Source organism: Streptomyces sp. NPDC102437, assembly GCF_044765565.1.
Lineage (GTDB): Bacteria > Actinomycetota > Actinomycetes > Streptomycetales > Streptomycetaceae > Streptomyces.
Window position 1 is genome coordinate 107,878 of record NZ_JBIWKI010000016.1, and the last position, 25,686, is coordinate 133,563.

19 protein-coding genes are annotated in these 25,686 nt (G+C 71.3%); 11 read left to right on the forward strand and 8 right to left on the reverse strand.

The window, feature by feature from the left end; all coding sequences use genetic code 11:
- Positions 1-141 precede the first annotated feature (141 nt).
- Positions 142-3,453 (forward strand): S8 family serine peptidase, encoded by a 3,312-nt coding sequence (locus ACIRJP_RS21780; protein ID WP_404176523.1) that lies wholly within the window; start codon positions 142-144, stop codon positions 3,451-3,453.
- A gap of 189 nt (positions 3,454-3,642) precedes the next feature.
- Positions 3,643-4,671: an aspartate-semialdehyde dehydrogenase gene (locus ACIRJP_RS21785; RefSeq protein ID WP_404176526.1), complete on the forward strand. Its 1,029-nt coding sequence runs from the start codon at positions 3,643-3,645 to the stop codon at positions 4,669-4,671.
- A gap of 76 nt (positions 4,672-4,747) precedes the next feature.
- Here ACIRJP_RS21785 and ACIRJP_RS21790 read toward each other — a convergent pair whose 3' ends face one another.
- Positions 4,748-5,095 (reverse strand): type II toxin-antitoxin system PemK/MazF family toxin, encoded by a 348-nt coding sequence (locus ACIRJP_RS21790; protein WP_404176529.1) that lies wholly within the window; start codon positions 5,093-5,095, stop codon positions 4,748-4,750.
- The gene (locus tag ACIRJP_RS21795) at positions 5,082-5,312 is read right to left on the reverse strand and encodes a ribbon-helix-helix domain-containing protein (RefSeq protein ID WP_404176532.1); all 231 of its coding nucleotides are present in this window, start codon (positions 5,310-5,312) and stop codon (positions 5,082-5,084) included. The genes ACIRJP_RS21790 and ACIRJP_RS21795 overlap by 14 nt, the downstream gene beginning before the upstream one ends.
- A gap of 99 nt (positions 5,313-5,411) precedes the next feature.
- Here ACIRJP_RS21795 and pepN point away from each other — a divergent pair, with 99 nt between their 5' ends.
- Entirely contained in the window at positions 5,412-7,982 is a 2,571-nt protein-coding gene (gene pepN, locus ACIRJP_RS21800) for an aminopeptidase N (protein WP_404176535.1), read from the forward strand.
- Between the two features lie 199 nt (positions 7,983-8,181).
- Here pepN and alc read toward each other — a convergent pair whose 3' ends face one another.
- The 5 genes from alc to ACIRJP_RS21825 all read right to left on the reverse strand — a co-directional run bounded on the left by alc (position 8,182) and on the right by ACIRJP_RS21825 (position 13,317).
- Positions 8,182-9,321: an allantoicase gene (alc, locus tag ACIRJP_RS21805; RefSeq protein WP_404176538.1), complete on the reverse strand. Its 1,140-nt coding sequence runs from the start codon at positions 9,319-9,321 to the stop codon at positions 8,182-8,184.
- A gap of 55 nt (positions 9,322-9,376) precedes the next feature.
- The gene (locus ACIRJP_RS21810) at positions 9,377-10,300 is read right to left on the reverse strand and encodes a LysR family transcriptional regulator (RefSeq protein ID WP_404176541.1); all 924 of its coding nucleotides are present in this window, start codon (positions 10,298-10,300) and stop codon (positions 9,377-9,379) included.
- A gap of 161 nt (positions 10,301-10,461) precedes the next feature.
- Positions 10,462-10,692, reverse strand: a complete 231-nt coding sequence (locus ACIRJP_RS21815) for a hypothetical protein (RefSeq protein ID WP_124717671.1) — start codon at positions 10,690-10,692, stop codon at positions 10,462-10,464.
- A gap of 114 nt (positions 10,693-10,806) precedes the next feature.
- Entirely contained in the window at positions 10,807-13,023 is a 2,217-nt protein-coding gene (malQ, locus tag ACIRJP_RS21820) for a 4-alpha-glucanotransferase (protein ID WP_404176544.1), read from the reverse strand.
- Positions 13,024-13,317 (reverse strand): hypothetical protein, encoded by a 294-nt coding sequence (locus ACIRJP_RS21825; protein ID WP_404176547.1) that lies wholly within the window; start codon positions 13,315-13,317, stop codon positions 13,024-13,026. It lies immediately after the preceding gene.
- Positions 13,318-13,675: 358 nt separating this feature from the next.
- Between ACIRJP_RS21825 and ACIRJP_RS21830 the strand changes: the two genes are divergently transcribed.
- Entirely contained in the window at positions 13,676-16,690 is a 3,015-nt protein-coding gene (locus ACIRJP_RS21830) for a beta-N-acetylglucosaminidase domain-containing protein (protein WP_404176550.1), read from the forward strand.
- 56 nt (positions 16,691-16,746) lie between these two features.
- Here the strand turns inward: ACIRJP_RS21830 and ACIRJP_RS21835 are convergent, their stop codons facing one another.
- Positions 16,747-17,283 (reverse strand): HNH endonuclease, encoded by a 537-nt coding sequence (locus ACIRJP_RS21835; RefSeq protein WP_266732969.1) that lies wholly within the window; start codon positions 17,281-17,283, stop codon positions 16,747-16,749.
- 320 nt (positions 17,284-17,603) lie between these two features.
- Between ACIRJP_RS21835 and ACIRJP_RS21840 the strand changes: the two genes are divergently transcribed.
- From ACIRJP_RS21840 to ACIRJP_RS21870, 7 genes are all read left to right on the forward strand, one after another.
- Positions 17,604-18,668, forward strand: a complete 1,065-nt coding sequence (locus ACIRJP_RS21840) for a mechanosensitive ion channel family protein (RefSeq protein ID WP_404176554.1) — start codon at positions 17,604-17,606, stop codon at positions 18,666-18,668.
- A 207-nt stretch (positions 18,669-18,875) separates the two neighbouring features.
- Entirely contained in the window at positions 18,876-20,099 is a 1,224-nt protein-coding gene (locus ACIRJP_RS21845) for an ROK family protein (protein ID WP_404176557.1), read from the forward strand.
- A gap of 75 nt (positions 20,100-20,174) precedes the next feature.
- Positions 20,175-21,512 carry an ABC transporter substrate-binding protein gene (locus ACIRJP_RS21850; protein ID WP_404176560.1) on the forward strand — a complete coding sequence of 446 codons (1,338 nt, stop codon included), beginning with the start codon at positions 20,175-20,177 and terminating at the stop codon, positions 21,510-21,512.
- Positions 21,513-21,519: 7 nt separating this feature from the next.
- Positions 21,520-22,461: a carbohydrate ABC transporter permease gene (locus ACIRJP_RS21855; protein ID WP_404176563.1), complete on the forward strand. Its 942-nt coding sequence runs from the start codon at positions 21,520-21,522 to the stop codon at positions 22,459-22,461.
- 1 nt (position 22,462) lies between these two features.
- Entirely contained in the window at positions 22,463-23,365 is a 903-nt protein-coding gene (locus tag ACIRJP_RS21860) for a carbohydrate ABC transporter permease (RefSeq protein ID WP_404176566.1), read from the forward strand.
- A gap of 3 nt (positions 23,366-23,368) precedes the next feature.
- Positions 23,369-24,634, forward strand: a complete 1,266-nt coding sequence (locus ACIRJP_RS21865; protein ID WP_404176569.1) for a 6-phospho-beta-glucosidase — start codon at positions 23,369-23,371, stop codon at positions 24,632-24,634.
- Complete coding sequence (locus tag ACIRJP_RS21870; RefSeq protein WP_404176572.1) at positions 24,625-25,617, forward strand: N-acetylglucosamine kinase; 993 nt, start codon at positions 24,625-24,627, stop codon at positions 25,615-25,617. The genes ACIRJP_RS21865 and ACIRJP_RS21870 overlap by 10 nt, the downstream gene beginning before the upstream one ends.
- Positions 25,618-25,686: the final 69 nt, after the last annotated feature.

A 25,686-nucleotide genomic window follows, 5' to 3' on the forward strand; every position in this document is an offset into this window, starting at 1 on the left:
TGATGGCACATCAGTACCAGTGGCGGGATTCTGCCATGTCCACATCTCACGGCCGCCAACTCTCCACAAACCCCTGTCATTTACGAAAGGGTGAGCGGTCATCCGGTACCGAATTCCGGACTCTCTCTTTCATATCCAGGGATGCTGATGACCTCCGAATCCCCCAGTTCCATACCCGGGGCGAGACGCGTGGCCCGAGTCGCGGCCGCTGCCGGTCTGGTGGCCGCACTGGCCGCCACCGGCGTCGCCCCCGTCTTCGCCGCCGACGCGCCCGACACCGCTCCCGTCAAGTCGGCCGCCGAGGGCGCCGCGGCGAACAAGCTCGGCACCCATGACGAGCAGCTTCTGGCCACGGCGAAGGCCAAGGGCCAGAAGAACATCACGATGATGGTCGCCACCGCTCCCGGTGCGACCGAGCAGGTCGCCAAGCAGCTGGACGCCGTCAAGGGCTCCGTGCTGGGACGTGCGTACGACAAGCTCGGCTACGTACGGGCCACCGTGCCCACCGCGACCGCCGATGCCACCATCAAGGCGGCGTCCCAGCTGTCGTCCGTCCAGGGCATCGATCTCAAGCAGGAGATCAAGCTGGACGACCCGACGCCTGCGGGCGACCGTGCCACCGGCGCCGGGGTGAAGGCGAAGGCCACCGGCTCCTACCCGGCGCCCGGCAAGAAGACCCCGGCGAAGAACCCGTACAACCCGTCCTTCGAGACGGGCGCGGTCGACTTCGTCCAGCAGCACCCGAAGGCCGACGGCCGCGGAGTGACCATCGGCATCCTCGACTCGGGTGTCGACCTCGGCCACCCGGCGCTGCAGAAGACCACCACCGGCGCCCGCAAGATCGTCGACTGGGTGACCGCTACCGACCCGGTCAGCGACGATGACGGCACCTGGCTGCCGATGACGGACGCCGTGTCCGGCCCGACGTTCACGTACGAGGGCCGCACCTACAACGCGCCCGCGGGTGACTACCGGATCAGGCTGTTCGCCGAGTCCGCCACCAAGGGCGGCGACATGGCGGGCGACCTGAACCGCGACGGCGACACCACCGATGTCTGGGCCGTGCTCTACGACCCGGTCACCGGCACCACCCGTGTCGACCTGAACAGCAACGCGGACTTCTCCGACGACGCCGTTCTCAAGCCGTACAAGGAGAAGCACCAGGTCTCCTACTTCGGCGAGGACGACCCGCGGACCGACGTCGCCGAGCGCATCCCGTTCGTCGTCGAGACCCGCAAGAACGTCGTCTACAACGCCGCCGGTGACACCTCCGACTTCGTGAACATCGGTGTCATCGAGAGCGAGCACGGCACCCATGTCGCGGGCATCACCGCCGCGAACGGCCTGTTCGGCGGCAGGATGAACGGTGCCGCGCCGGGCGCGAAGATCGTCTCCTCGCGTGCCTGCACCTGGGACGGCGGCTGCACCAACATCGCGCTCACCGAGGGCATGATCGACCTCGTCGTGAACCGCGGTGTCGATGTCGTCAACATGTCGATCGGTGGCCTGCCGCCGCTCAACGACGGCAACAACGCCCGCGCCGAGCTCTACAAGCGGCTCATCGACATCTACGGCGTCCAGCTGGTCATCTCGGCCGGCAACGACGGTCCGGGCGTCAACACCATCGGTGACCCCGGCCTCGCCGACCACGTGATCTCCGTCGGTGCGTCGATCTCCAAGGAGACCTGGGCCGCCAACTACGGCTCCAACGTCACCAAGAAGTACGACATGCTGCCCTTCTCCTCGCGCGGTCCGCGCGAGGACGGCGGCTTCGCACCGATCCTGACCGCCCCGGGTGCGTCCATCAACACCACCCAGACCTGGCTGCCCGGCGGCCCGGTCAAGGAGTCGGGCTACTCGCTCCCCGCGGGCTACTCCATGCTCCAGGGCACCTCGATGGCCTCGCCGCAGGCCGCGGGCGCGACCGCGCTGCTGCTGTCCGCCGCGAAGCAGAAGCACATCGAGCTGCCTCCGGCCGACCTGCGCACCGCGCTGACCAGCACCGCCACCCACATCAAGGACGTGCCCGCGCACGCCCAGGGCTCCGGTCTGATCGACATCGTCGGCGCCTGGAAGCAGATCGAGAAGCAGGGCGCCCCGGCGCACGAGTACTCGGTGAAGGCCCCGGTCGACACCGCGATCGACTTCGCGCTGAAGACCCCGGGCTTCGGCACCGGCCTGTACGACCGCGAGAGCGGCCTGAAGGCCGGCCAGACCAAGTCGTACGACGTCACGGTCACCCGCACCACGGGCCCGGACAAGGCCGTCAAGCACAAGCTGTCGTGGAAGAACAACGACGGCACCTTCAAGCTGACCGGTCCGAGCACCGTCTCGCTGCCGCTGGGCGAGCCGGTCACCGTCAAGGTCCAGGCGAAGCCGGGCAACGCGGGCGTGCACAGCGCGATCCTGAAGGTGGACGACGCCAAGACCGTCGGTGTGGACCAGCAGATCCTCACCACGGTGGTCGTCTCCACGAAGCTCGTGAAGCCTTCCTACGCGTTCAAGGCGTCCGGCTCGGTGCAGCGCAACAGCACCACGTCGTACTTCCTGACCGTGCCGGAGGGCGCCAAGACCCTTGAGGTCGCGATGAGCGCGCTGCGCTCGGGCAGCCAGACCCGCTTCATCTCGCTCCACCCGTACGGGGTGCAGATGGAGGACAGCTCCACGATCTTCTGCTACCCGAACTACGAGAACCCGGCCAACACCTGCCGCCCCGACGTGCGCTCGTACAAGGACCCGCAGCCGGGCGTCTGGGAGATCGAGGTCGAGGCACGGCGTACGTCGCCGCTGCTGGACAACCCGTACAAGCTGGATGTCTCGCTGCTCGGTGCCACCTTCGACCCGGCGGTGCAGACCATCGCCGAGGCGAAGGTCGGCACGCCCGCCGCGGTGGACTGGAAGGTCACCAACAACGCGGGCGATCTTCAGGGCAAGCTCAAGGGCGGCTCGCTCGGCTCGGCCAAGGTCGACAAGCCGTCGATCAAGACGGGCGACAAGCAGAAATACACGGTCACCATCGGTGAGGGCGTCGAGAAGCTGGACGTCGCCATCGGCGGCACGGCGGACGCCAATGCCGACCTGGACCTGTACGTCTACAAGGGCAGCACCGTGGTCGGCAAGTCCACCACGGCGGGCTCCGAGGAGGCCGTCAGCCTGGCGAAGCCGGCCGCCGGTACGTACACCGTCGTGATCGACGGCTACGACGTCCCGGCCGGGACCACCACGTACGACTACCGCGACGTGTACTACGCACCGTCGCTCGGCACGATCAAGGTCGACGAGTCGAAGGCCGTGAACCTGGCCAACGGCGCCTCGGCGCAGATCGGTGCCGAGGTCTCGGTCGCCGGCGCGGCCCCCGAGGGCCGGCAGTTCTTCGGCGAGGTCCACCTGGTGAACAGCCGCGGCACCGCCGCGGGCACCGGCAGCGTCGTGATCGAGAAGGTCACGCCGTAACGGTCACCGTGTGATCCGTACGACATGTACGGCAGTGGGGCGGGCGCTCGATGGAGCTCCCGCCCCACTGCCGTGTGCCCGCCGGGCGGGCACTGTCCGTCCCTCGGACAATGGATTGGACAAGGAAGCCGTGGACATACGCATCATGGAGCGGCAACCGTGCCAGTTCGTACGTTCGAAGGAGTCCCCGTGAAGGTCGGAATCGTCGGCGCCACCGGTCAGGTCGGCACTGTCATGCGCAGCATCCTGGCCGAGCGGAAGTTCCCGGCCGACGAACTGCGGCTGTTCGCCTCCGCGCGCTCCGCGGGCTCGACGATCGAGTGGCAGGGCCGGGAGATCACCGTCGAGGACGCCTCGACGGCCGACTACACCGGGCTGGACATCGTGCTGTTCTCGGCCGGTGGCGCGACCTCGAAGGCGCTCGCCGAGAAGGTCGCCTCGCAGGGCGCCGTCGTGATCGACAACTCCTCCGCCTGGCGCAAGGACCCCGAGGTCCCGCTGGTCGTCTCCGAGGTCAACGCGCACGCGATCGCCGACCGGCCCAAGGGCATCATCGCCAATCCGAACTGCACCACGATGGCCGCCATGCCCGTGCTGCGCCCGCTGCACGACGCGGCCGGTCTCCAGACGCTGACCGTCGCCACCTACCAGGCGGTGTCCGGCTCCGGTCTGGCCGGTGTCGCCGAGCTGCACGGCCAGGCGTCCAAGGTCGTCGCCGAGGCCGACAAGCTCACCCACGACGGCGCGGCCGTCGAGTTCCCCGAGCCGGACGTCTACAAGCGCCCGATCGCCTTCAACGTGCTGCCGCTGGCCGGTTCGATCGTGGACGACGGCTCGTTCGAGACCGACGAGGAGCAGAAGCTCCGCAACGAGTCCCGCAAGATCCTGGAGATCCCGGAGCTGAAGGTCTCCGGCACCTGCGTCCGGGTCCCGGTCTTCTCCGGTCACTCGCTCCAGGTCAACGCCCGCTTCGCCCGCCCGATCAGCGTGGAGCGCGCGTACGAGCTGCTCAAGGACGCGCCGGGCGTCGAGATCTCCGAGATCCCCACCCCGCTCCAGGCGGCCGGCAAGGACGCCTCGTTCGTCGGCCGGATCCGGGTCGACGAGACCGTGGAGAACGGCCTCGCGCTCTTCGTCTCCAACGACAACCTGCGCAAGGGCGCGGCGCTGAACGCGGTACAGATCGCGGAGCTGGTCGCGGCGGAGCTGAACGGCTGACGCCGGACGGACACGTACGAAAGGGCGGCCACCGCACCCGGTGGCCGCCCTTTCGCATGCGTTCGTCCGGGTGTGCTCAGAGGGCGAGGTGGCGTCGCAGGGCTGCGTCGATCTCGGCCATGCGCGGGCGGGGGACGGTGCCGACCCGTTTCAGGAACCGCTCATGAGCCATCGCTCGTACCTGCTCGCACTGCACCTTGGAGTCCTTCGGCAGGCCGCACTCCGCCGCCTGGAGCAGCACCTGGAAGGGATAGACCCGGGAGGTGTTCGACGTCAGCGGCACCACGGTGATCACGCCGCGCCCCGTCCGTGTCACCACTGCGTTGGCGCCGTCGTTCGAGATGACCACCGACGGGCGGGCCTTGTTGGCCTTGCTGCCGCGCACCGGCTCGTAGTCGACCAGGTAGATGTCACCGCGCCTCATCGGTCAGCCCATCGCCCGAGAACTGGTCCCAGAACGCGGCGTCCTCGCTCGCGTCCCATTCCGCGAACGCCGCCTCGTAGTCGGCCTCCAGATTCGAGGCACGCAGCAGCTCGATCGCGGCGTGGATCACCGCGGACCGGGAGTCCGCCTCGGTCTTCGTGGCGTACTCGTCGAGGAAGGCGACGTCCTCCTGCGGCAGGCTCACGCTGATCTTCATACCATTGATGCTACCGCAGTAGCATTCGCATAGCTACTCCGTTCCGGCGCGCGACGTGGAAGGATGTCCGGAAACGTCACACACCAAGGAGATGACCGCGTGCCTGGCACCAATCTGACCCGCGAAGAGGCACAGGAGCGGGCGCGCCTGCTGACCGTGGACGCGTACGAGATCGATCTCGACCTCTCCGGAGCGCAGGAGGGCGGCACCTACCGGTCCGTTACCACCGTGCGCTTCGACTCCGCCGAAGCCGGTGCGGAGACCTTCATCGACCTGGTCGCCCCGGCCGTGCACGAGGTCGAGCTGAACGGCAAGTCGCTGGACGTCGCGGCCGTGTTCCGCGACTCGCGCATCGCACTGCCGCACCTGGTCGCGGGCTCCAACGAGCTGAAGGTCGTCGCCGACTGCGCGTACACCAACACGGGCGAGGGCCTGCACCGCTTCGTCGACCCGGTCGACCAGCAGGCGTACCTCTACACCCAGTTCGAGGTGCCGGACGCCCGTCGTGTCTTCGCGAGCTTCGAGCAGCCGGACCTGAAGGCGACGTTCCGGTTCACCGTGAAGGCGCCGCAGGGCTGGACGGTCATCTCTAACTCGCCGACGCCCGAGCCGAAGGACGACGTCTGGTCCTTCGAGCCGACGCCGCGCATCTCGTCGTACATCACCGCGCTGATCGCCGGCCCGTACCACTCGGTGCACAGCAGCTACGAGAAGGACGGCCAGTCCGTCCCGCTCGGCATCTACTGCCGTCCGTCGCTGGCCGAGTACCTCGACGCGGACGAGATCTTCGACGTCACGCGGCAGGGCTTCGACTGGTTCCAGGAGAAGTTCGACTACGACTACCCGTTCGCCAAGTACGACCAGCTGTTCGTCCCGGAGTTCAACGCCGGTGCGATGGAGAACGCGGGCGCGGTCACCATCCGCGACCAGTACGTGTTCCGGTCGAAGGTGACGGACGCGGCGTACGAGCGGCGTGCGGAGACCATCCTGCACGAGCTGGCGCACATGTGGTTCGGCGACCTCGTCACCATGGAGTGGTGGAACGACCTGTGGCTGAACGAGTCGTTCGCCACGTACACCTCGGTCGCCTGCCAGGCGTACGCCGAGGGCTCGAAGTGGCCGAACTCCTGGACCACGTTCGCCAACACCGAGAAGACCTGGGCCTACCGCCAGGACCAGCTGCCCTCCACGCACCCGATCATGGCGGACATCCGTGACCTGGACGACGTCCTGGTCAACTTCGACGGGATCACCTACGCCAAGGGCGCCTCGGTCCTGAAGCAGCTGGTGGCGTACGTCGGCATGGACGAGTTCTTCAAGGGCGTCCAGGCGTACTTCAAGGCGCACGCGTTCGGCAACACCCGGCTCCCCGACCTGCTGGGCGCCCTGGAGGAGACCTCCGGCCGCGACCTGAAGACCTGGTCGAAGGCATGGCTGGAGACGGCTGGCATCAACGTCCTGCGCCCCGAGCTCACCACGGACGAGAACGGCCACGTCACCTCGTTCACCGTGCTCCAGGAGGCCCCGGCCCTGCCCGCCGGCGCGAAGGGCGAGCCGACGCTGCGGCCGCACCGCATCGCCATCGGCTGCTACGAGCTCGACGGCTCCGGAAAGCTGGTCCGTACCGACCGCATCGAGCTGGACGTCGACGGCGCGCGCACGGCCGTGCCGTTCCCGGCCGGTACCGCCCGCCCCGCCGTGATCCTGCTCAACGACGACGACCTCTCGTACGCGAAGGTCCGGCTCGACGAGGAGTCGCTGCGCGTCGTCACCGAGCACCTCGGCGACTTCACCGAGTCGCTCCCCCGCGCCCTGTGCTGGGCCTCCGCCTGGGACATGACCCGCGACGGCGAGCTGGCGACCCGCGACTACCTGGCCCTGGTGCTCTCCGGCATCGGCAAGGAGTCGGACATCGGCGTCGTCCAGTCGCTGCACCGCCAGGTGAAGCTGGCGCTGGACCTGTACGCGGCGCCGGAGTGGCGCGAGGCCGGGCTGACGCAGTGGACCGAGGCCACCCTCGCGCACCTGCGCGCGGCGGAGCCGGGCAGCGACCACCAGCTGGCCTGGGCGCGCGCCTTCGCGGCGACGGCCCGCACCCCGCAGCAGACCGACCTGCTCCAGTCGCTGCTCGACGGCAGGGAGGTGATCGAGGGCCTGGCCGTCGACACCGAGCTGCGCTGGGCGTTCGTCGAACGGCTCGCCGCGACCGGTCTCCTCGATGAGGACGAGATCGCCGGCGAGTACGAGCGGGACAAGACGGCGGCGGGCGAGCGCCACGCGGCGACCGCCCGCGCGGCACGGCCCACCGAGGAGGCGAAGGCGGAGGCGTGGGCCTCGGTCGTCGAGTCCGACAAGCTGCCGAACTCCCTCCAGGAGGCGGTCATCGCCGGCTTCGTCCAGACCGACCAGCGCGAACTGCTGGCCCCGTACACGGAGAAGTTCTTCGCCTCGGTCAAGGACGTCTGGGACTCGCGCAGCCACGAGATGGCCCAGCAGGTCGCGGTCGGCCTCTACCCGGCCCTCCAGGTCTCGCAGGACACCCTGGACGCCACGGACACCTGGCTCTCCTCGACGGACCCGAGCGCGGCCCTGCGCCGGCTGATGTCGGAGTCTCGTTCGGGCGTCGAGCGCGCCCTGAAGGCCCGCGCCGCGGACGCGGCGGCGGCGTAACGGCCCGACAGCAAGGGGCGCTTCCCGCTACGGCGGGGGGCGCCCCTTCTTCGTGTTCGTCGTGCTCCGGGCTGCGTGACACTGGAAACCGCCCGTCGGACGGGCGCGGTCGCGCAGCCGTCCGACGGGCGGGAGCAGGGAGGTACCGGGGTCCGGGGCCGGTCAGGACCTGTCCGAGGCCCTGACCCGCCGGAAGGCCTTACGCGCCGGACTCCTCGTAGCGGCGGGCCAGGTCGGCCGTGCCGGACTCCGTCAGGCTGCCGTGCAGGCGCATGCGGGCGACGCCGCCGTCCGGGAAGGCGTCGAGGCGGACGTGGGTGACGATCGCCTGGGCGCGGAGCGGGAAGCGGTGCAGGGCGTCGGGCTGGAGCCGGGTGCGGGGGATGATCTCGAACCAATCGCCGGTCTCGCCGTTGCGGCCCTGGAGGGCGATCCAGCCGGCCGAGTTGCCCTTGAGGTAGGCCGTGTCGATCTCGACCGCGCGGACCGCGCCCTGGGCGGGGAGGCGGAAGCGGACCCAGTCGTTCGTGTCGCGGACCCGGCGGCGGCGGTTCTCCCATCCGTCGTCCATCTTGCGGGAGGTGCCCGGCAGGATGATCTGGGTCGGCGAGGAGTAGAAGCGGTCGGAGGCGTCCTCGTAGCTGCCGCCGTTCAGGACCGAGATCAGGTCGAACGTGCCGAGCGTGGCGAGCCAGGACGGGTCGGGGAGGACCTCGCCGTGGACGCGGAGGCGGGCGATGCCGCCGTCGGGGTGCTGGCACAGGCGGATGTGGGTGTAGCGGCGGCCGCCGGTGATCTCGAAGCCGTTGGCTGCGTGGCCGAGCACGGGGGTCGGCGGGACGATCTCCTCCCACTTCACGTCGTCGGCGAGGAGGTCCTCGGGGCTGGGCGTGCCCTCGACCGCGGTGGCCTGGATCGATACGCGCTGCGGGTAGTTGCCGCGGAAGTGGGCCGTGTCCACGACGATGCCGCGGATGATGCCGGGGGCGCCGAGGCGGATCAGGGCCCAGTCGTGCTCGCCGGGGGCCGGGAAGGGGTTGTCGGCGTCCGCGCCGCGTCGGCGGCGGGTCTCCCAGCCGTCCATGATCTTGCCCTTGTGGCCGAAGTGCTCGGGGTCGAAGACCGCGCGCTCCCGGAGCAGCAGGTTCTCGCGCTGGGCGAAGAACTCGTCGTTGGCGGCGATCACGCCCGCGCCGAGGCGGCGGTCGGCGAGGTCGACGAGCTCGGTGAAGGGGAGGTCGGTGGTCCGGTAGTCGGCGTACGGGTCACCACCGCCGTACGGGGCCGCGTCGTTGGCGTGGGGGTCCTCGTGGTGGTTCTCATTCTGATCGAAGGTCATGCGTCCACTGTCGCGGCGGACAACCCATCAGGTCCAGCGAAAGTTTTTGCACTGTTCATTCAGTCGAAGTGAACGAATCGGCTGTCGCGGTGAGCGCGACGAGGACCCTGGCCACTGCGGGGCCCCGCTCGGCGCCCTGTCGGACCGCCGCCACCACATGGCGGCGCGGCTGGTCGGCGTCGAGTGCGCGCATCACCACCCCGCCCCGGCTGCGGCGTTCCGCCGACGCCATGCGTGGGACCAGTGCCACTCCCATGCCCGCCTCGACCATGGCCAGGATCGCCGTCCAGCCGGAGGCGCTGTGCGCCTGCTCGGGTACGAATCCGGCGGCCTCGCAGGCGGCCGTCGTGATCTGCGACCAGGGCCCCGAGCCGCCGAAGATCCACGGCTCGCCGGAGAGGTCCGCCAGCCGCAGGGCGGGCGCGGCGGCGAGCGGGTGGCCCGCGGGCAGCGCCGCGTCCAGGGGGTCCGCGAGCAGCGGCAGCACCGCGAACCGGGGATCGCGGGCCGTCGGGGCGTGCGCGGCGAGGGACAGGGCGAGGTCGACGTCACCGGCGGCCAGGAGCTCGTACGCCTGCCCGGCCTCCGCCTCCCGCACCCGCACGTCGGGGCCCGGCCGGTCCTCGGCGCGCAGCCGCTGGACGGCCGGTACGACCAAGGCGGACACGGCGGTGGAGAACGCCGCGATCCTCACCTCGCCGGCCTCGCCCCGCAGATAGCCGGTCAGTTCGGCGTCGGCGCGCTCCAGTTGGGCGAAGACGGCCTCGGCGTGGCGCAGCACGAGGTGCGCGGCGTCGGTGAGCCGGACCCGCCGGCCCTGCGCCTCCAGGAGCGGCACGCCGAGCTGCCTGGACAGGGCGGAGAGCTGCTGCGAGACGCCGGAGGGGGTCATCAGCAGGGCCTGCGCGGTGGCGGTGACCGTGCCCCGGTCGCGCAGGGTGCGCAGGATGCGGAGCTTCTTGACGTCCCACTCGATCATGGCCGCAACCTACCGGGCGCCGCGGACCGGGTGCCCGGCTCCGGACGGGGTGTCCGGTCGCGGGCAGGCCCGTGCGTCGCCCGGCACTCGCCGCGGACATGCGTGTGCGCCGCTCGGTACTCGTGGAGTACCTGCGGCGCACACGGGACGGGCGTGGAGTGTCAGGCCTGCTTCTTGGACTTGTCCAGGACCATGACCAGGCCCGTGATGACCAGGAACAGGACGATGGGTGCCACGACGTAGAGGCCGATGGTCTCCATCGCGCTCAGGCCGGGCCCCGGGTCGTCACCGTCGTCGCGGGTGAGCGCGAGCGCGGGGGACGACATGAGCAGCATCATCAGCGTCGTTCCGGCCGCGACGGCGCCGGCGCGCATAGCGTTCTTCTTGTCCACGGTGCAAACGTAGCGAACGCCCGCGAGGGGCGCGCGCCCGGGGGTGCCGTACGGGGTCGGGGGCGGGGTTCGGAGCTGCGCTCCGGGCGGAGTCGGCCCAAGGTCCGGGCGGGGTCACCGGGTGGGATCCGGGCGCTTGGCGCACGGTTCGAAGACCTCCATCAGCCGGTGCAGGCGGGGCGCGGCGGCCAGCGCCTCCAGGGTGACCGGGTGGCCTTCCTCGTCGGCGACGGGCAGGCGCCAGTTGGGGTACTGGTCCCAGGTGCCGGGGAGGTTCTGCGGGCGGCGGTCACCGAGCGCGTCGGGCAGCCAGACACCGGCCATCCGGGCGGGGGTGCGCAGCAGGAAGCGGTGCACGGCGCGTACGCAGCCCTCCTCGTCGCCTTCGCCCTCGGGGAGCAGGCCGAGTCCGGAGAGGTACCCGAGCCACTCGGCGGTCTCCGCCGCGTCCGCCGTCAGCTCCTGGTCCAGGGGGCGGGTGAGCAGGCCGAGGCGGTGGCGCAGCGTCACATGGTCGCCGGTCAGCCGGGCCGCGGTGGACGGCAGGTCGTGGGTGGTGACCGTCGCCAGGCAGTCCTCGCGCCACTGCTCGGGCGCCAGCGGGCGGCCGGTGCCCGCCCAGTCCCGCTCGAACCAGAGGACGGACGTGCCGAGGATCCCGCGCCGGACCAGCGCCTCGCGGACCCCCGGTTCCACGGTGCCGAGGTCCTCCCCCATGACGACCGCGCCGGCCCGGTGCGCCTCCAGGACGAGGACGGCGAGCATCGCCTCGGCGTCGTGGGTGACATAGGTGCCCTCCGTGGGCGGACGCCCCTCGGGCACCCACCAGAGCCGGAACAGGCCCATGACGTGGTCGATGCGCAGGGCGCCCGCGTGGGCGAGGAGCCCGCGCAGCAGTCCGCGGTACGGGGCGTAGCCGGACGCGGCGAGGACGTCCGGGCGCCAGGGCGGCAGGCCCCAGTCCTGTCCCCGGGCGTTGAAGGCGTCGGGCGGCGCGCCGACGGACATGCCGTGCGCGAAGGCGCCCTGCTGAGCCCAGGCGTCGGCGCCGCCGGGGTGCACGCCGACGGCGAGGTCGTGGACGACGCCGACGGCCATGCCCGCGTCGAGCGCGGCGCGCTGGGCTTCGGCGAGCTGACCGTCGGTCAGCCAGACGAGCCGGCAGTGGAAGTCGACCCGGCCCAGCAGTCCGGCGCGGGCTCGGGCGGCCTCCTTGGAGCGGGGGTCGCGCAGCCCGGCGGGCCAGGCGTGCCAGTCGGAGCCGTGCACCTCGGCGAGCGCGCACCACAGGGCGTGGTCCTCCAGGGCCTGTCCCTGCCCGGCCAGGAAGTCGCAGTACGCGGCGCGGCGGCCGGGGGTGAGGGGCACCTTCCGTACGAGTTCGAGAGCCTGGCGCTTGAGCTCCCAGACGGCGTCACGGTCGATCAGGGCGCCCTTGTTCAGGACGGTGTCGCTGAGCGCCGCGGCATCCTGGCGCAGGTCGTCGAGGGCGGCCCGGTCCGTCACGTGCCCGTACTCGGGGACGGACTCGACGCGCAGATGCACGGGGTCGGGGAAGCGCCGCGAAGAGGGGCGGTAGGGGGACGGGTCGGTGGGGCTGCCGGGCACGGCGGCGTGCAGCGGGTTGATCTGGACGAATCCGGCGCCGAGGGTCCGGCCGGACCAGGCGGCGAGGTCGGCGAGATCCCCGAGGTCGCCCATGCCCCAGGAACGGGCGGAGAGCAGGGAGTAGAGCTGGACCAGGAAGCCGTGGGCGCGGGCGGGCGGCCGGGGCGCCCGGGGCGGGGCGACGACGAGCGTGCCGACCGCGCTCCGGCCGCCGGGCGCCCGTACGGCCAGCCGGTGCACCCCGAGCGGCGGTTCGGTCCACCAGGCGGGGGCCGCGGGCGTCCCCGAACCGGCATTCCCGCCCCCTTCACCCCGTTCACCCTCTTTGCGCCCTTTGCCCCCCGGATCCGTACGCCCGTCGGCGGCGCGCCGTTCCGAAACGGCCGGATCCGGTCGGTCGGCCCGGACGCGCATCCGAGGCGGCGGGTCCGCACCGGGGTCTTCGAGGGCGATGTCCAGCGTGGTGCCGGGCGGCAGGGCGGTCAGGGCCGCGGGCAGCGGCTCACCGGCCCATACCACCAGGGTCGGCGGGAGCAGCCGGGAACGGGCCGCGGACTCGGCGGCGGCGAGCGACCGCCTTACCGCCTCGGGCGTGGCGGCGTCCACGCCGAGCGCGGCGAGCACGGCGACGACCGTGTCGTCGGGGACGGACACCGTCACATCGACGGACGGGGAGTAGGAGGTGGCGACGCCGTGCAGTGCGGCGAGCCGGGGCAAGCCCATTCAGACTCCTGGGAACTCCATGCCCCACGCGCCGCCGGACGTGGCCGGCTCGCTGGTCAGCGGGGCGTTTACGGCGAGCGGGGGTTCGCTGGTCAGAGGTGTGGCGTCGGCGAGCGGCGGCTCACTGGTGAGGGGTATCGCATCGGCGAGCGGCGACTCGCTCGTCAGCGGGCCGGTGCGGGGCGCGTGAACCGGGAGCGGGCCGGGCGCGGGGGCCACGCCGCCCGGCGGGGCGGTGGCGTCCGGCACCTGTCCGGAGAGGGCGGAGAGCAGAAGCTGGGCGGCGGCGGGCATGGCGGCCTCCTGGCCGTGGGGTGACAGGACACAGCAGGCCTACCCGGCGGACTCGACCACAGACGTAGGCGTCATCACAACGAGTCCAACGTGCCCTGGGTCACATTCCGTTCCCAGCGAGCCGGTTCTCCGCAAGTTGTCCGCTCTTTTCGGCCATCCGGCGTCATCTTTGGCGTCCGCCGCCGCGCCCCGCCGCCGCTCGCCCCGTCCGCGCCACCGGGCATTTCCGGCACACCACCCACGCGCATTGACACCCTCGCGTGCGGGTGGTGGGCTCGGAGCCCACCAGTCGGACGCCGGAGACCAGCGGCGGGACGGGAAGCGCCGGGGACCAGCGGCGGGAACGAGGGAGACGGGGATGCGGCTCAGGCGCGGAAAGCAGGCGGCGGCCATCGCGGTCGCGGTGCTCGGCGGACTGCTCTCCACGGGAACCCCGGCCGCCGTCGCGGCCCCTTCCGCCCCCGGCTCTCCCGCCGTCACCACCCCCGACCGCGCGGACGACGGCGGGCTGCCCGCCGTATGGCCCCGGCCGCAGTCCATCGAGGCCGCCGGAGCGTCCGTACCGCTCTCGGCCGAGGTCACCCTCGTCGCCGACGCGCACGCCGATCCGTACGCGGTCGACGCGCTCCGGCGCATCCTGCGGGACGCGGGCGTGCGGACCGTCCACGGGGCCGTGCCCGGCCGCGGCCCGGTCATCAGGCTCGGGGGCGACGGCGCCCGCGACGCACTGCGCACGCTGCACGCCTCCGAGCGCGGCGATCTGCCCTCCGGGGGCTACCGGATCGCGGTCGGCCGGGTCGCGGGCCGGGACACCGTCGCGGTGGACGGTGTCGGCGAGGACGGCCTCTTCCACGGCGTGCAGACCCTGCGTCAGCTGATCCGGGACCAGAGCGTCGCCGGGGTCACCGTCAGGGACTGGCCGGGCACCGCCGTGCGCGGGATGACCGAGGGCTTCTACGGGCAGCCGTGGACCCGCGAGGAGCGGCTGGCCCAGATCGGCTTCATGGGCCGCACGAAGCAGAACAGGTATCTGTACGCGGCGGGCGACGACCCGTACCGCCAGGCCCGCTGGCGCGACCCCTACCCGGCCGACCGGCGTGCCGACTTCCGTGCGCTGGCCGAGCGGGCCCGCGCCGAGCACGTGATGCTCGGCTGGGCCGTCGCCCCCGGCCAGGCCATGTGCATGTCGTCGGCCGACGACATGAAGGCACTGACGAAGAAGCTCGACGCGATGTGGGCGCTGGGCGTGCGGGTCTTCCAGCTCCAGTTCCAGGACGTCAGCTACAGCGAATGGCACTGCGACAGCGACGCCGACACCTTCGGCAGCGGCCCGCAGGCGGCGGCCAGGGCGCAGGCGCGGGTGGCCGGCGAGGTGGCGCGGCACCTCGCGGAGCGGTATCCGGGTTCGCAGCCGCTGTCGGTGATGCCGACGGAGTTCTACCAGGACGGGTCCACCGACTACCGCGAGGCGCTCGCCGCGGAGCTGGACGACCGGGTCCAGATCGCCTGGACCGGTGTCGGGGTCGTACCGAGAACCATCACCGGCGGGGAACTGGCCGGCGCCCGCGCCGCGTTCGGGCACCCGCTGGTCACGATGGACAACTACCCGGTCAACGACTACGCCCAGGACCGGATATTCCTCGGCCCGTACACCGGCCGGGACCCGGCGGTGGCCACGGGTTCCGCGGCGCTCCTCGCCAACGCGATGGAGCAGTCGTCCGCGTCCCGCATTCCGCTGTTCACCGCCGCCGACTTCGCCTGGAACCCGAAGGGTTACCGGCCGCAGGAGTCCTGGCAGGCGGCGATCGACGACCTGGCGGGCGGTGACGCGCGTACCAGGGAGGCGCTGCGCGCGCTGGCCGGGAACAGCGCGGCGTCGGTGCTGGGCGGTGACGAGTCCGCGTATCTGCGGCCGCTGCTGGCCGCGTTCTGGAACACCCGCGCGGCGCACGACACCACGGCGCGGGACGACGCGGCGCGCGGGCTGCGGGAGGCGTTCACCGTGATGCGGGAGGCGCCGCAGCGGCTGAAGAGCCTGGCGGACGGGCGCCTGGACGGCGAAGTGCGGCCGTGGACGGAGCAGTTGTCCCGGTACGGCCGGGCGGGTGAGCTGGCGGTGGATCTGCTCCAGGCGCAGTCGCGCGGCGACGGCGCCGCCGCCTGGAAGGCCTCGCTGGCCCTGGAGCCGCTGCGCAAGGCCGCGAAGGCGGACGGCGCGACGGTCGGCGAGGGGGTGCTGGGCCCGTTCCTGGACCGGGTGCGCCGGGAGGCGGACGCCTGGACGGGTGCGGACCGCGACGCCGGTACGGTCACGAAGGCTCCGGGCAGCTACACGGTCCGGCTGGACCGGGCCCGCCCGGTGGAGGCCGTGACGGCGATGACCCTGCCCGGCGGCGGCGCGGTGACCGGCGCGGCGCTGGAGGCCCATGTGCCCGGCGAGGGCTGGCGTCGCCTGGGCGCGTTGTCGGAGAGCGGCTGGACCCAGACGGAGGGCAAGGGGCTGCGGGCCGACGCGATACGGATCAGCTGGCCCACGGGCGGCCCGGCGATGCCCCCGATCATCTCCCGCACGGTGGCGCCGATGGCCCCGGGGGCCGGCGCCCCGGGAAGCGCCCCGCTGCCGGCTCCCCGGGTGCGCGCGCTCGTGCCCTGGTTCGGCGACGAGCCCGCGGCCCGGCTCGATCTGGCGCGCGGTGAGACGGACGCCGAGATCGGCGGCGGGCCGCAGCGGGTCGAGGCGCGCCTGGCCGCCCGGCGCCCCGCCGAGGTGCGGGGCGCGCTCACCGCGGAGGCCCCCAAGGGCATCAAGGTGGACATCCCGAAGCAGACGAGGGTGGCGCGCGGTTCCCGTACCGAAGTCCCCGTCGAGATCACGGTCCCGGCTGGCACCCCTGCCGGGGAGTACGAGGTGCCCTTCAGCTTCGGCGACGAGCGCAGCACGCTCACCGTACGGGCGTTCCCGCGCACCGCGGGCCCCGATCTGCTGCGTACCGCCACCGTGTCCTCGTCCGGCGACGAGACCCCGGACTTCCCGGCGTCGGCCGCCGCCGACGGCGATCCGGAGACCCGCTGGTCCTCCCCGGTCGAGGACAACGCCTGGTGGCAGGCGGAACTGCCCCGGGCCGCGCGGATCGGCCGGGTGGTGCTGCACTGGCAGGACGCGTACGCCACCCGCTACCGGCTCCAGGTCTCCTCGGACGGCCGCAGCTGGCGCACGGCGGCCACCGTCCGGGACGGCAGGGGCGGGCGCGAGTCGGTCCGGATGGACGCGAAGGACGCCCGCTACCTCAGGGTCCAGGGCGATGCCCGGGGCAGCGAGTTCGGCTACTCGCTCTGGTCGGTGGAGGCGTACGCCGTCGCCGCAACGGAGTAGCGGCGGAGCGGCGATCCGGGCCTTCCCCGTCCCGGGGACGACGAAGGCCCGGATCCCTAGGCAGAAATGCCGTCGATCCGGGCCATGGCGTCGTCCGCGCCGAACGGTTGCAAGTACGGCAACCAGCGCGGGTCACGGTGTCCCGTGCCGATGATCCGCCAGGCGAGGCCGGTCGGCGGGGCGGGTTGCTGGTGCAGCCGCCAGCCGAGCTCCGGCAGGTGCCGGTCCGCCTTGACGTGGTTGCAGCGGCGGCAGGCCGCCACCACGTTGTCCCAGGCGTGCTGTCCGCCGCGGCTGCGCGGAATCACATGGTCGACGCTGGTCGCGGCGGCGCCGCAGTACATGCAGCGCCCCCCGTCCCGGGCGAACAGCGCCCTGCGGGTCAGTGGTACGGGCCCCCGGTAGGGAACCCGTACGAACCGCTTCAGGCGGACGACGCTGGGGGCCGGGACGGCCCGGGTGGCACTGTGCATGAGGGCGCCGGTCTCCTCCAGGCAGATGGCCTTGTTTTCGAGGACGAGGACGAGCGCGCGGCGGAGCGGTACGACGCCGAGCGGCTCGTACGACGCGTTGAGAACCAGGACATGCGGCACGGTGGATGCCTCCTTGTACGCCGGCGGCGCGTGGCTCGCGCCGGGACGATCCGATCTCAGTCTCTACTCCTGCCTGGTCGGAGCGCCACCACGTGCGGGTAACGGGCCGGGAGGATTTTTCTCCCGTCCACCTGCCGAGGACGGGCCCGCCGGGTGTGCGATCGGCCACAGAACGCCGCCGCAGGTACCGTCCCGCCGCCACTCATCGACCCCGGTATCCCCCGATTGAGGCGTTTGTCGCCGCTCTGACGGGGCAACGGAGCATTCCCGATGCCCCGTTAGTGTGGTCGGACGGCCGTCGCCCATCTGGAGGTCCCACCGTGTCCCTGTCCGCCCTGTTGGCCGCAGCCCCGTCACCCGAGCCCGGCAGCTCGTTCGACGAAGCCGCCAAGCAGGCCGGCGACGCCGCGGGCTGGGTGGAGGAGAACTGGTCCACCTGGCTGAACACCGGTCTGCGCATCATCCTCATCGCGGCGATCGCGATCGTGTTGCGCATCGCGATCCGGCGTGCTCTCACCAAGCTCATAGAACGGATGAACCGCAGCGCCCAGGCGGTGGAGGGCACCGCGCTCGGCGGGCTGCTGGTCAACGCCGAACGCCGCCGTCAGCGCTCGGAGGCGATCGGTTCGGTACTCCGCTCGGTCGCGTCGTTCCTGATCCTCGGCACGGCCGCCCTGATGATCCTGGGCGCCTTCCAGATCAACCTGGCCCCGCTGCTGGCCTCCGCCGGTGTGGCCGGTGTGGCGCTCGGTTTCGGTGCGCGCAACCTGGTCACCGACTTCCTCTCCGGTGTCTTCATGATCCTGGAGGACCAGTACGGCGTGGGCGACACCGTCGACGCGGGCGTCGCCTCCGGCGAGGTCATAGAGGTCGGCCTGCGGGTCACGAAGCTGCGCGGCGACAACGGTGAGATCTGGTACGTCCGCAACGGCGAGGTGAAGCGGATCGGCAACCTCAGCCAGGGCTGGTCGACGGCCGGCGTCGACGTGACGGTGCGCCCCACCGAGGACCTCGACAAGGTCCGTACGGTGATCACCGAGGCGGCAGCGGCCATGGCCAAGGAAGACCCCTGGAACGAGCGGCTGTGGGGTCCCGTGGAGATCCTGGGCCTGGACGCCGTGTTCCTGGACTCGATGACGGTCCGGCTGAGCGCGAAGACGATGCCGGGCAAGGCGCTGGGCGTGGAGCGCGAACTGCGCTGGCGGATCAAGCGGGCCTTCGACGAGGCGGGCATCCGCATCGTCGGCGGCGTCCCGGCCCAGCCGGACGAGCCCACCAAGGCCGACCCGTCGGCCTCCACGGCCGCCCCGTCGGCCTACGCCTCGACCACCTCGCCCCAGTCCCTGGCCACGGCCCCGATCACCCCGCCGAGCATCTCGAAGTAGCGCTCGCCGGGCGGACCGGCGCATGCCCAACTCTGTTCCTCGACGAACAGAGTTGGGCATGCGTCACCCTGGACCCGGACGTTCCGGAAGTGTTCCGGGTAACACTTTGGTTGCCACCGCGGCGCTTCCCATTGACGGCCAGGTGACACGCGCATACGGTCCTCACCGAATAGGAAACTTTCCTAACAGAGGGCAGGTGCAGTGCTCATGGCCGGAACCACCCCGGGTACCCCCCGCGTTCTGCGGGCCATGAACGACCGGGCCGCCCTCGATCTGCTGCTGGAGCACGGCCCCCTCTCGCGGACCAGGATCGGGAAGCTGACCGGGCTCTCCAAGCCGACCGCGTCGCAGTTGCTGGCGCGGCTGGAGGCGGCCGGGCTGGTCGTCGCGACCGGGACGGTGGCGGGGCGGCCGGGGCCCAACGCGCAGTTGTACGGGGTTAACACGCGGGCCGCCCATGTCGCGGGGCTCGATGTGAACGCGCGCCGGATCGTCGCCGCCGTCGCCGATGTGACCGGTCAGACGGTCGGGGAGTTCGAGCTGCGCACCCCGGGGCGGCGGGCCGACAGTGTGGTGCGGCAGGTGGCGGAGGCGCTGGACGGGGCGGTGAAGAACGCCGGGCTCACCCGTTCCGATGTGCACCGGGTCGTCATCGGCACCCCGGGCGCCTTCGACCCCGGTACCGGGCGGCTGCGGTACGCCTCGCACCTGCCGGGCTGGCACTCCCCCACGCTGCTGGAGGAGCTGGCCGCCTTCCTGCCGATGCCGGTGGAGTACGAGAACGACGTGAACCTGGTCGCGGTGGCCGAGCAGCGGCTGGGCGCGGCGCGGGGGCACGACGACTTCGTCCTGCTGTGGAACGAGGAGGGACTCGGTGCCGCCCTCGTCATAAACGGACGGCTGCACCGCGGTTTCACCGGGGGCGCCGGCGAGGTCGGTTTCCTGCCGGTGCCGGGCGCGCCGCTGGTCCGTCAGGTCACCAAGGTGAACGCGGGTGGCTTCCAGGAGCTGGCCGGCGCCCAGGTGCTGTCCCGGCTGGGCCGCGAGCTCGGCATCGACGACGAGCTGATCCGCGGCTCCGGCACCCACCACGAGGTCGCGGCCCGGCTGCTCACCCGCGCCTCCGCGGCCGCGGAGGCCGGCGAGGACGGCCCGTACGTCCAGCTCCTCGACCGGTTCGCCACCGGGCTCGCGACCGGGCTCGCCTCCATGGTCGCCGTGCTCGACCCGGAGATCTTCGTGCTGTCCGGCGAGGTCATCGCGGCCGGCGGGGAGCAGCTGCGCTGCCGGGTGGAGTCCGAGCTCACCCAGCTGGCGGCCTCCCGGCCCCGGCTGATCGCCGGGGACGTGACGCGCCGCCCCGTACTGCGCGGCGCATTGGAGAGCGCCCTCGCCACCACCCGCGACGAGGTCTTCGACACGTCCCGCTGACGCCGACTCCACTCGGCCCGTTCCCGTTCTCTTCCTCCGTATCCCCCGCCCCCATTCCTCTACCGGGAGACCGCCATGTCCGGAAACCGCCGGAAGACGGCCGCCGCGCTCGCCGCGACCGCCGCCATATCTCTGCTCGCCTCGGCCTGTACCGGTCAGAGCAACTCCGGTGCCAGTGATGACCCGTCCAAGGAGACGACCATCAACTTCTGGCACGGCTGGGTCTCCCCGAACGAGGTCGCGGGAATCCGGGCGACGGTCGACGCCTTCGAGAAGGCGCACCCCAACATCCATGTGAAGGTCATCGGCGACATGACCGACGACAAGATCAACCAGGCGCTGCGGGCGGGCGGGTCGAAGGCCCCGGACGTCATCTCGTCGTTCACCACGGACAACGTCGGCAAGTTCTGCTCGTCGAAGGCGTTCGTCGATCTCAACCCCTTCCTGAAGAAGGACGGGATCGACCCGGACAAGACCTTCCCCAAGGCGATGAACGAGTACACCCAGTTCGACGGGGTGCGCTGCACCGTGCCGCTGCTCGGTGACGCGTACGGCCTCTACTACAACAAGGACGCGTTCGAGAAGGCCGGCATAAAGCGGCCCCCGCAGACCTGGTCGGAGCTGGCCGCGACCGCCAAGCGGCTGACGAAGACCAAGGGCGACTCGTACGAACAGCTCGGCTTCATGCCGAACTACCACGGCTACGAGACGACCACCGAGCACTACCTCGGCGGCTGGGACCCGAAGTACTTCGACGCGGACGGCAAGTCGAACATCGCCGAGGACCCGGCGTTCGCCGACATGCTCAAGACCCAGAAGAAGCTGGTCGACGACCTGGGCGGCTACGAGAAGCTGGAGACGTACCGCACGTCGTTCGGTGACGAGTGGGGCGCCAAGCACCCGTTCCACACCGGCCAGGTGGCCATGCAGCTGGACGGCGAGTGGCGGCTCGGGATGGCCGAGGAGACCAAGCCGGAGTTCGAGATCGGCGTCGCCCCGATGCCCGTCGCCGACGACGAGGCCGACACCTACGGCAAGGGCTATCTGACCGGCACCATCGCCGGTATCGCCGCCACCTCCCAGAAGCAGAACGCGGCCTGGGAGCTGGTGAAGTTCATGACGACCGACACCGACGCCGTGGTGAACTTCGCCAATGCCATCCACAACGTGCCCTCCACCCTGGCGGCGCTGAAGTCGCCGAAGCTGAAGTACGACCCGCGGTTCAAGACCTTCCTAGACATCGCCGCGAACCCGAAGAGCACCACCACCCCGCCCTCGGTGAACGGCGGCGCGTACCTGGTGTCCCTGAAGAACCTCGGATTCGACATCGAGACGGGCAAGCAGAAGGACGTCGAGGCGGGTCTGAAGAACACCGCCAAGGAGATCGACGCAGCCATCGCGCAGGCGAAGTAGCGCCGCGATGACCACGTACACACTCCGTGCGAAGCGCCGCCGGTCGGCGCTGCGGGCAGCGGCCTTCATGTCGCCGTGGCTGATCGGGTTCTGCGTCTTCTTCGCCTACCCGCTGATCTCCACCGTCTACTTCTCCTTCACCGACTACGACGGTTTCTCGGCCCCCGAGTTCAGCGGGCTGAAGAACTGGTCGTTCGTCTTCAACGACTACCCGCTGTTCTGGCCGGCGCTGCGCAACACGCTCTGGCTGGTCGTGGTCATGGTCACCTGCCGGGTGGTGTTCGGCCTCGGCGTCGGGCTGCTGATCACGAAGATCAAGACGGGCGCCGGGGTCTTCCGCACCCTGTTCTACCTGCCGTACCTGGCCCCGCCGGTCGCGGCGACCCTCGGCTTCGTCTTCCTGCTCAACCCGGGTACCGGGCCGGTCAATTCGATCCTCGGCGAGATCGGGCTGCCCACGCCCGGCTGGTTCACCGACGCCACCTGGTCCAAGCCGGCGCTGACCGCGCTCGCGGTCTGGGGGGTGGGCGACCTGATGGTGATCTTCATGGCCGCGCTGCTCGACGTACCGAAGGAGCAGTACGAGGCGGCGGAGCTGGACGGGGCGACCGCGTCCCAGCGGTTCCGCTTCGTCACCCTGCCGAACATCTCGCCGATCATCCTGTTCGCGGTGGTCACAGGGATCATCCAGACGATGCAGTACTACACCCAGCCGTTCGTGGCCGGAAAGGTCGCCTCGGGTGTGATGGGCGGCTCCGGGCAGCAGTTCGAACCGGGCTATCCCGACAAGTCGACACTGACGCTGCCGCAGGTCGTCTACAACCTCGGCTTCCAGCGCTTCGACTACGGCTCCGCCTGCGTGGTCGCGCTCGTTCTCTTCGTACTCTCCATGGCGTTCACCGCACTGCTGATGCGGCGCCGCAGCGGACTGATCCAGGCAGGTGAGTGACGTGGCGCAGACTCTCGACGCCGTGAAGACGGCCGGCCCCGCGACCGGCCCGGCCACCCCGGCCGAACGCGTCGCGCGGCGCAAGTCGCTGCTGAACTGGATCGCCGTGCACGCGCTCGGCGTCGCCGCCGCGCTCTTCTTCGTGCTGCCGTTCGTCTTCCTGCTGCTCACCTCGCTGATGAGCGGCCAGCAGGCGCTGACCCGCGATCTGTGGCCGCACCCCTTCGAGTGGAGCAACTACCAGCGGGTCTTCGAGACCGACGGCTTCCTGACCTGGTGGCGCAACACCCTGTTGTATGCGGGACTCGGCACCGTCCTCACAGTCGTCTCGTCGCTGCCCGTGGCGTACGCGCTCGCCAAGTTCCGCTTCCGCGGCCGGCACCTGTCGCTGATGCTGGTCATCTCGATGATGATGCTGCCGCCGCAGGTCGTCGTCATCCCGATGTACCTGTTCTGGGCCAAGCAGCTGGACATGTCCGGCACGCTCTGGCCGCTGATCATCCCGATGGCGTTCGGCGACGCGTTCTCCATCTTCCTGCTGCGGCAGTTCCTGCTGACCATCCCGAACGAGTACCTCGACGCGGCGAAGGTCGACGGCTGCGGCGAGTTCCGCACCCTGATGCGCGTCGTGGTCCCGATGGCCAAGCCGGGCATCGCCGCCGTCGCCCTCTTCCAGTTCTTCTACGCCTGGAACGACTACTTCGGCCCGCAGATCTACGCGTCGGAGAACCCGGGTGCCTGGACGCTCAGTTACGGACTGGAGTCCTTCAAGAGCGCACACCACACCGACTGGAACCTGACCATGGCCGCGACCGTACTGGTCATGGCCCCCGTGATCCTCGTCTTCTTCTTCGCCCAGAAGGCATTCGTCGAGGGCGTCACACTGACCGGAGTAAAGGGCTGACCTATGAAGCTCGCAGTAGTTGGTGGCGGGTCCACCTACACACCTGAACTGATCGACGGTTTCGCCCGGTTGCGGGACACGCTGCCCATCGAGGAGCTGGTGCTCGTCGACCCGGCGGCCGACCGCCTGGAGCTCGTCGGCGGCCTCGCCCGGCGGATCTTCGCCAAGCAGGGCCACCCGGGACGGATCGTCACCACCTCCGACCTCGACGCGGGCGTCGCCGGCGCCGACGCGGTCCTGCTCCAGCTGCGCGTCGGCGGCCAGGCCGCCCGCAACCAGGACGAGACCTGGCCTCTGGAGTGCGGCTGCATCGGTCAGGAGACCACCGGCGCCGGCGGCCTCGCCAAGGCGATGCGCACCGTGCCGGTCGTCCTGGACATCGCCGAGCGGGTCCGCCGCACCAACCCCGATGCCTGGATCATCGACTTCACCAACCCGGTCGGCATCGTCACCCGGGCGCTGCTCCAGGCCGGCCACAAGGCCGTCGGCCTGTGCAACGTGGCGATCGGCTTCCAGCGGAAGTTCGCCCGGCTGCTCGACGTCACCCCCGGCGAGGTACACCTCGACCATGTCGGGCTCAACCACCTGACCTGGGAACTCGGGGTGCGTCTCGGCGGCCCGGACGGCGAGAACGTGCTGCCGAGACTGCTCGCCGAGCACGGCGACGCGATCGCGGACGATCTGCGCATGCCCCGGGCGATCACCGACCGGCTCGGCGTGGTCCCTTCGTACTACCTGCGGTACTTCTACGCGCACGACGCGGTGGTGCGGGAGCTCGGCACCAAGCCGTCCCGGGCCGCCGAGGTCGCCGCGATGGAGAAGGAACTGCTCGCCATGTACGGCGACCCGGCGCTTGACGAGAAACCCGCGCTGCTCGCCAAGCGGGGCGGCGCCTTCTACTCGGAGGCCGCCGTGGACCTGGCGTCCTCGCTGCTCGGCTCGGGCGGCTCGGCGGTGCAGGTGGTCAACACGTACAACCGGGGCACCCTGCCGTTCCTGCCGGACGACGCGGTGATCGAGGTGCAGGCCCGGGTCGACGGCACGGGCGCGACGCCGCTCGCCGTTCCCGAGCTGGACCCGCTGTACGCCGGTCTGATCGCCAACGTGACGGCGTACGAGGACCTCGCCCTGGAAGCAGCCTTGCGCGGCGGCCGGGACCGGGTCTTCAAGGCGCTGCTCGCGCACCCGTTGATCGGGCAGTTCGAGTACGCCGAGGCGCTCACCGACAAGCTGATCGCGCACAACCGGGAGCACCTGGCGTGGGCGTGAACGCTTCGGTCCTCGCGATCGACGCGGGGAACAGCAAGACCGACGTGGCGCTGATCGGCGCGGACGGAACGGTGCTTTCGACGGCCCGGGGCGGTGGCTTCCAGCCGCCGGCGGTGGGTGTCGAGGCAGCCGTCGACGTCCTCGGCGCGGCCGTCGGCCGGGCGCTGGAGCTGTCCGGCGAATCCGGCCGATCCGGCCGACCGTTCAGCCCCGTCGCGCACGTGTCCGCCTGTCTCGCCAACGCCGACCTTCCGGTGGAGGAGGAGCAGCTGGCCGCGGCGCTGCGCGCGCGGGGCTGGGGCGCCACCGTCGAGGTGCACAACGACACCTTCGCGATACTGCGCGCGGGGGTGGACGAGCCGCGCGGTGTGGCCGTGGTCTGCGGCGCGGGGATCAACTGCGTGGGCATGGTGCCGGACGGGCGGACCGCGCGGTTCCCCGCCATAGGCCGGATCTCCGGTGACTGGGGCGGCGGCGCGGGGCTGGCCGAGGAGGCCATGTGGTTCGCCGCGCGGGCCGAGGACGGGCGCGGCGAGCCGACCGAGCTGGTCCGTGCGCTACCGGGGCACTTCGGGCTCGGCTCCATGTACGCGCTGATCGAGGCGCTGCATCTGGGCCGGGTCGACTTCGAGCGCCGGCACGAGCTGGCCCCGGTGCTCTTCGCGACCGCGGCGGCCGGGGACCCGGTGGCGGGGACGCTGGTGGACCGGCTGGCCGAGGAGGTCGTCGCGATGGCCTCGGTCGCGCTGGGCCGGCTCGATCTGCTGGACGAGGAGGCGCCGGTGGTGCTTGGCGGCAGCGTACTGGCGGCCCGTCACCCGCAGTTGGACGCGAGGATCTCCGAACTCCTCGCGGTGCGGGCCCCGAAGGCGGAGCTCCGGGTGGTGACCCAGCCGCCGGTGCTGGGGGCCGCGCTGCTCGGCCTGGACCACACGGGCGCGGCCGCCGCGGTGCACGAGAGGCTGCGTGCGCAGTACGGCTGACATGCTGTTCGTGACTCAAGGGGCGTTCTGCGGTGCTTTCGCGCCGCGGGCGCCCCTTGCCGCGTACGG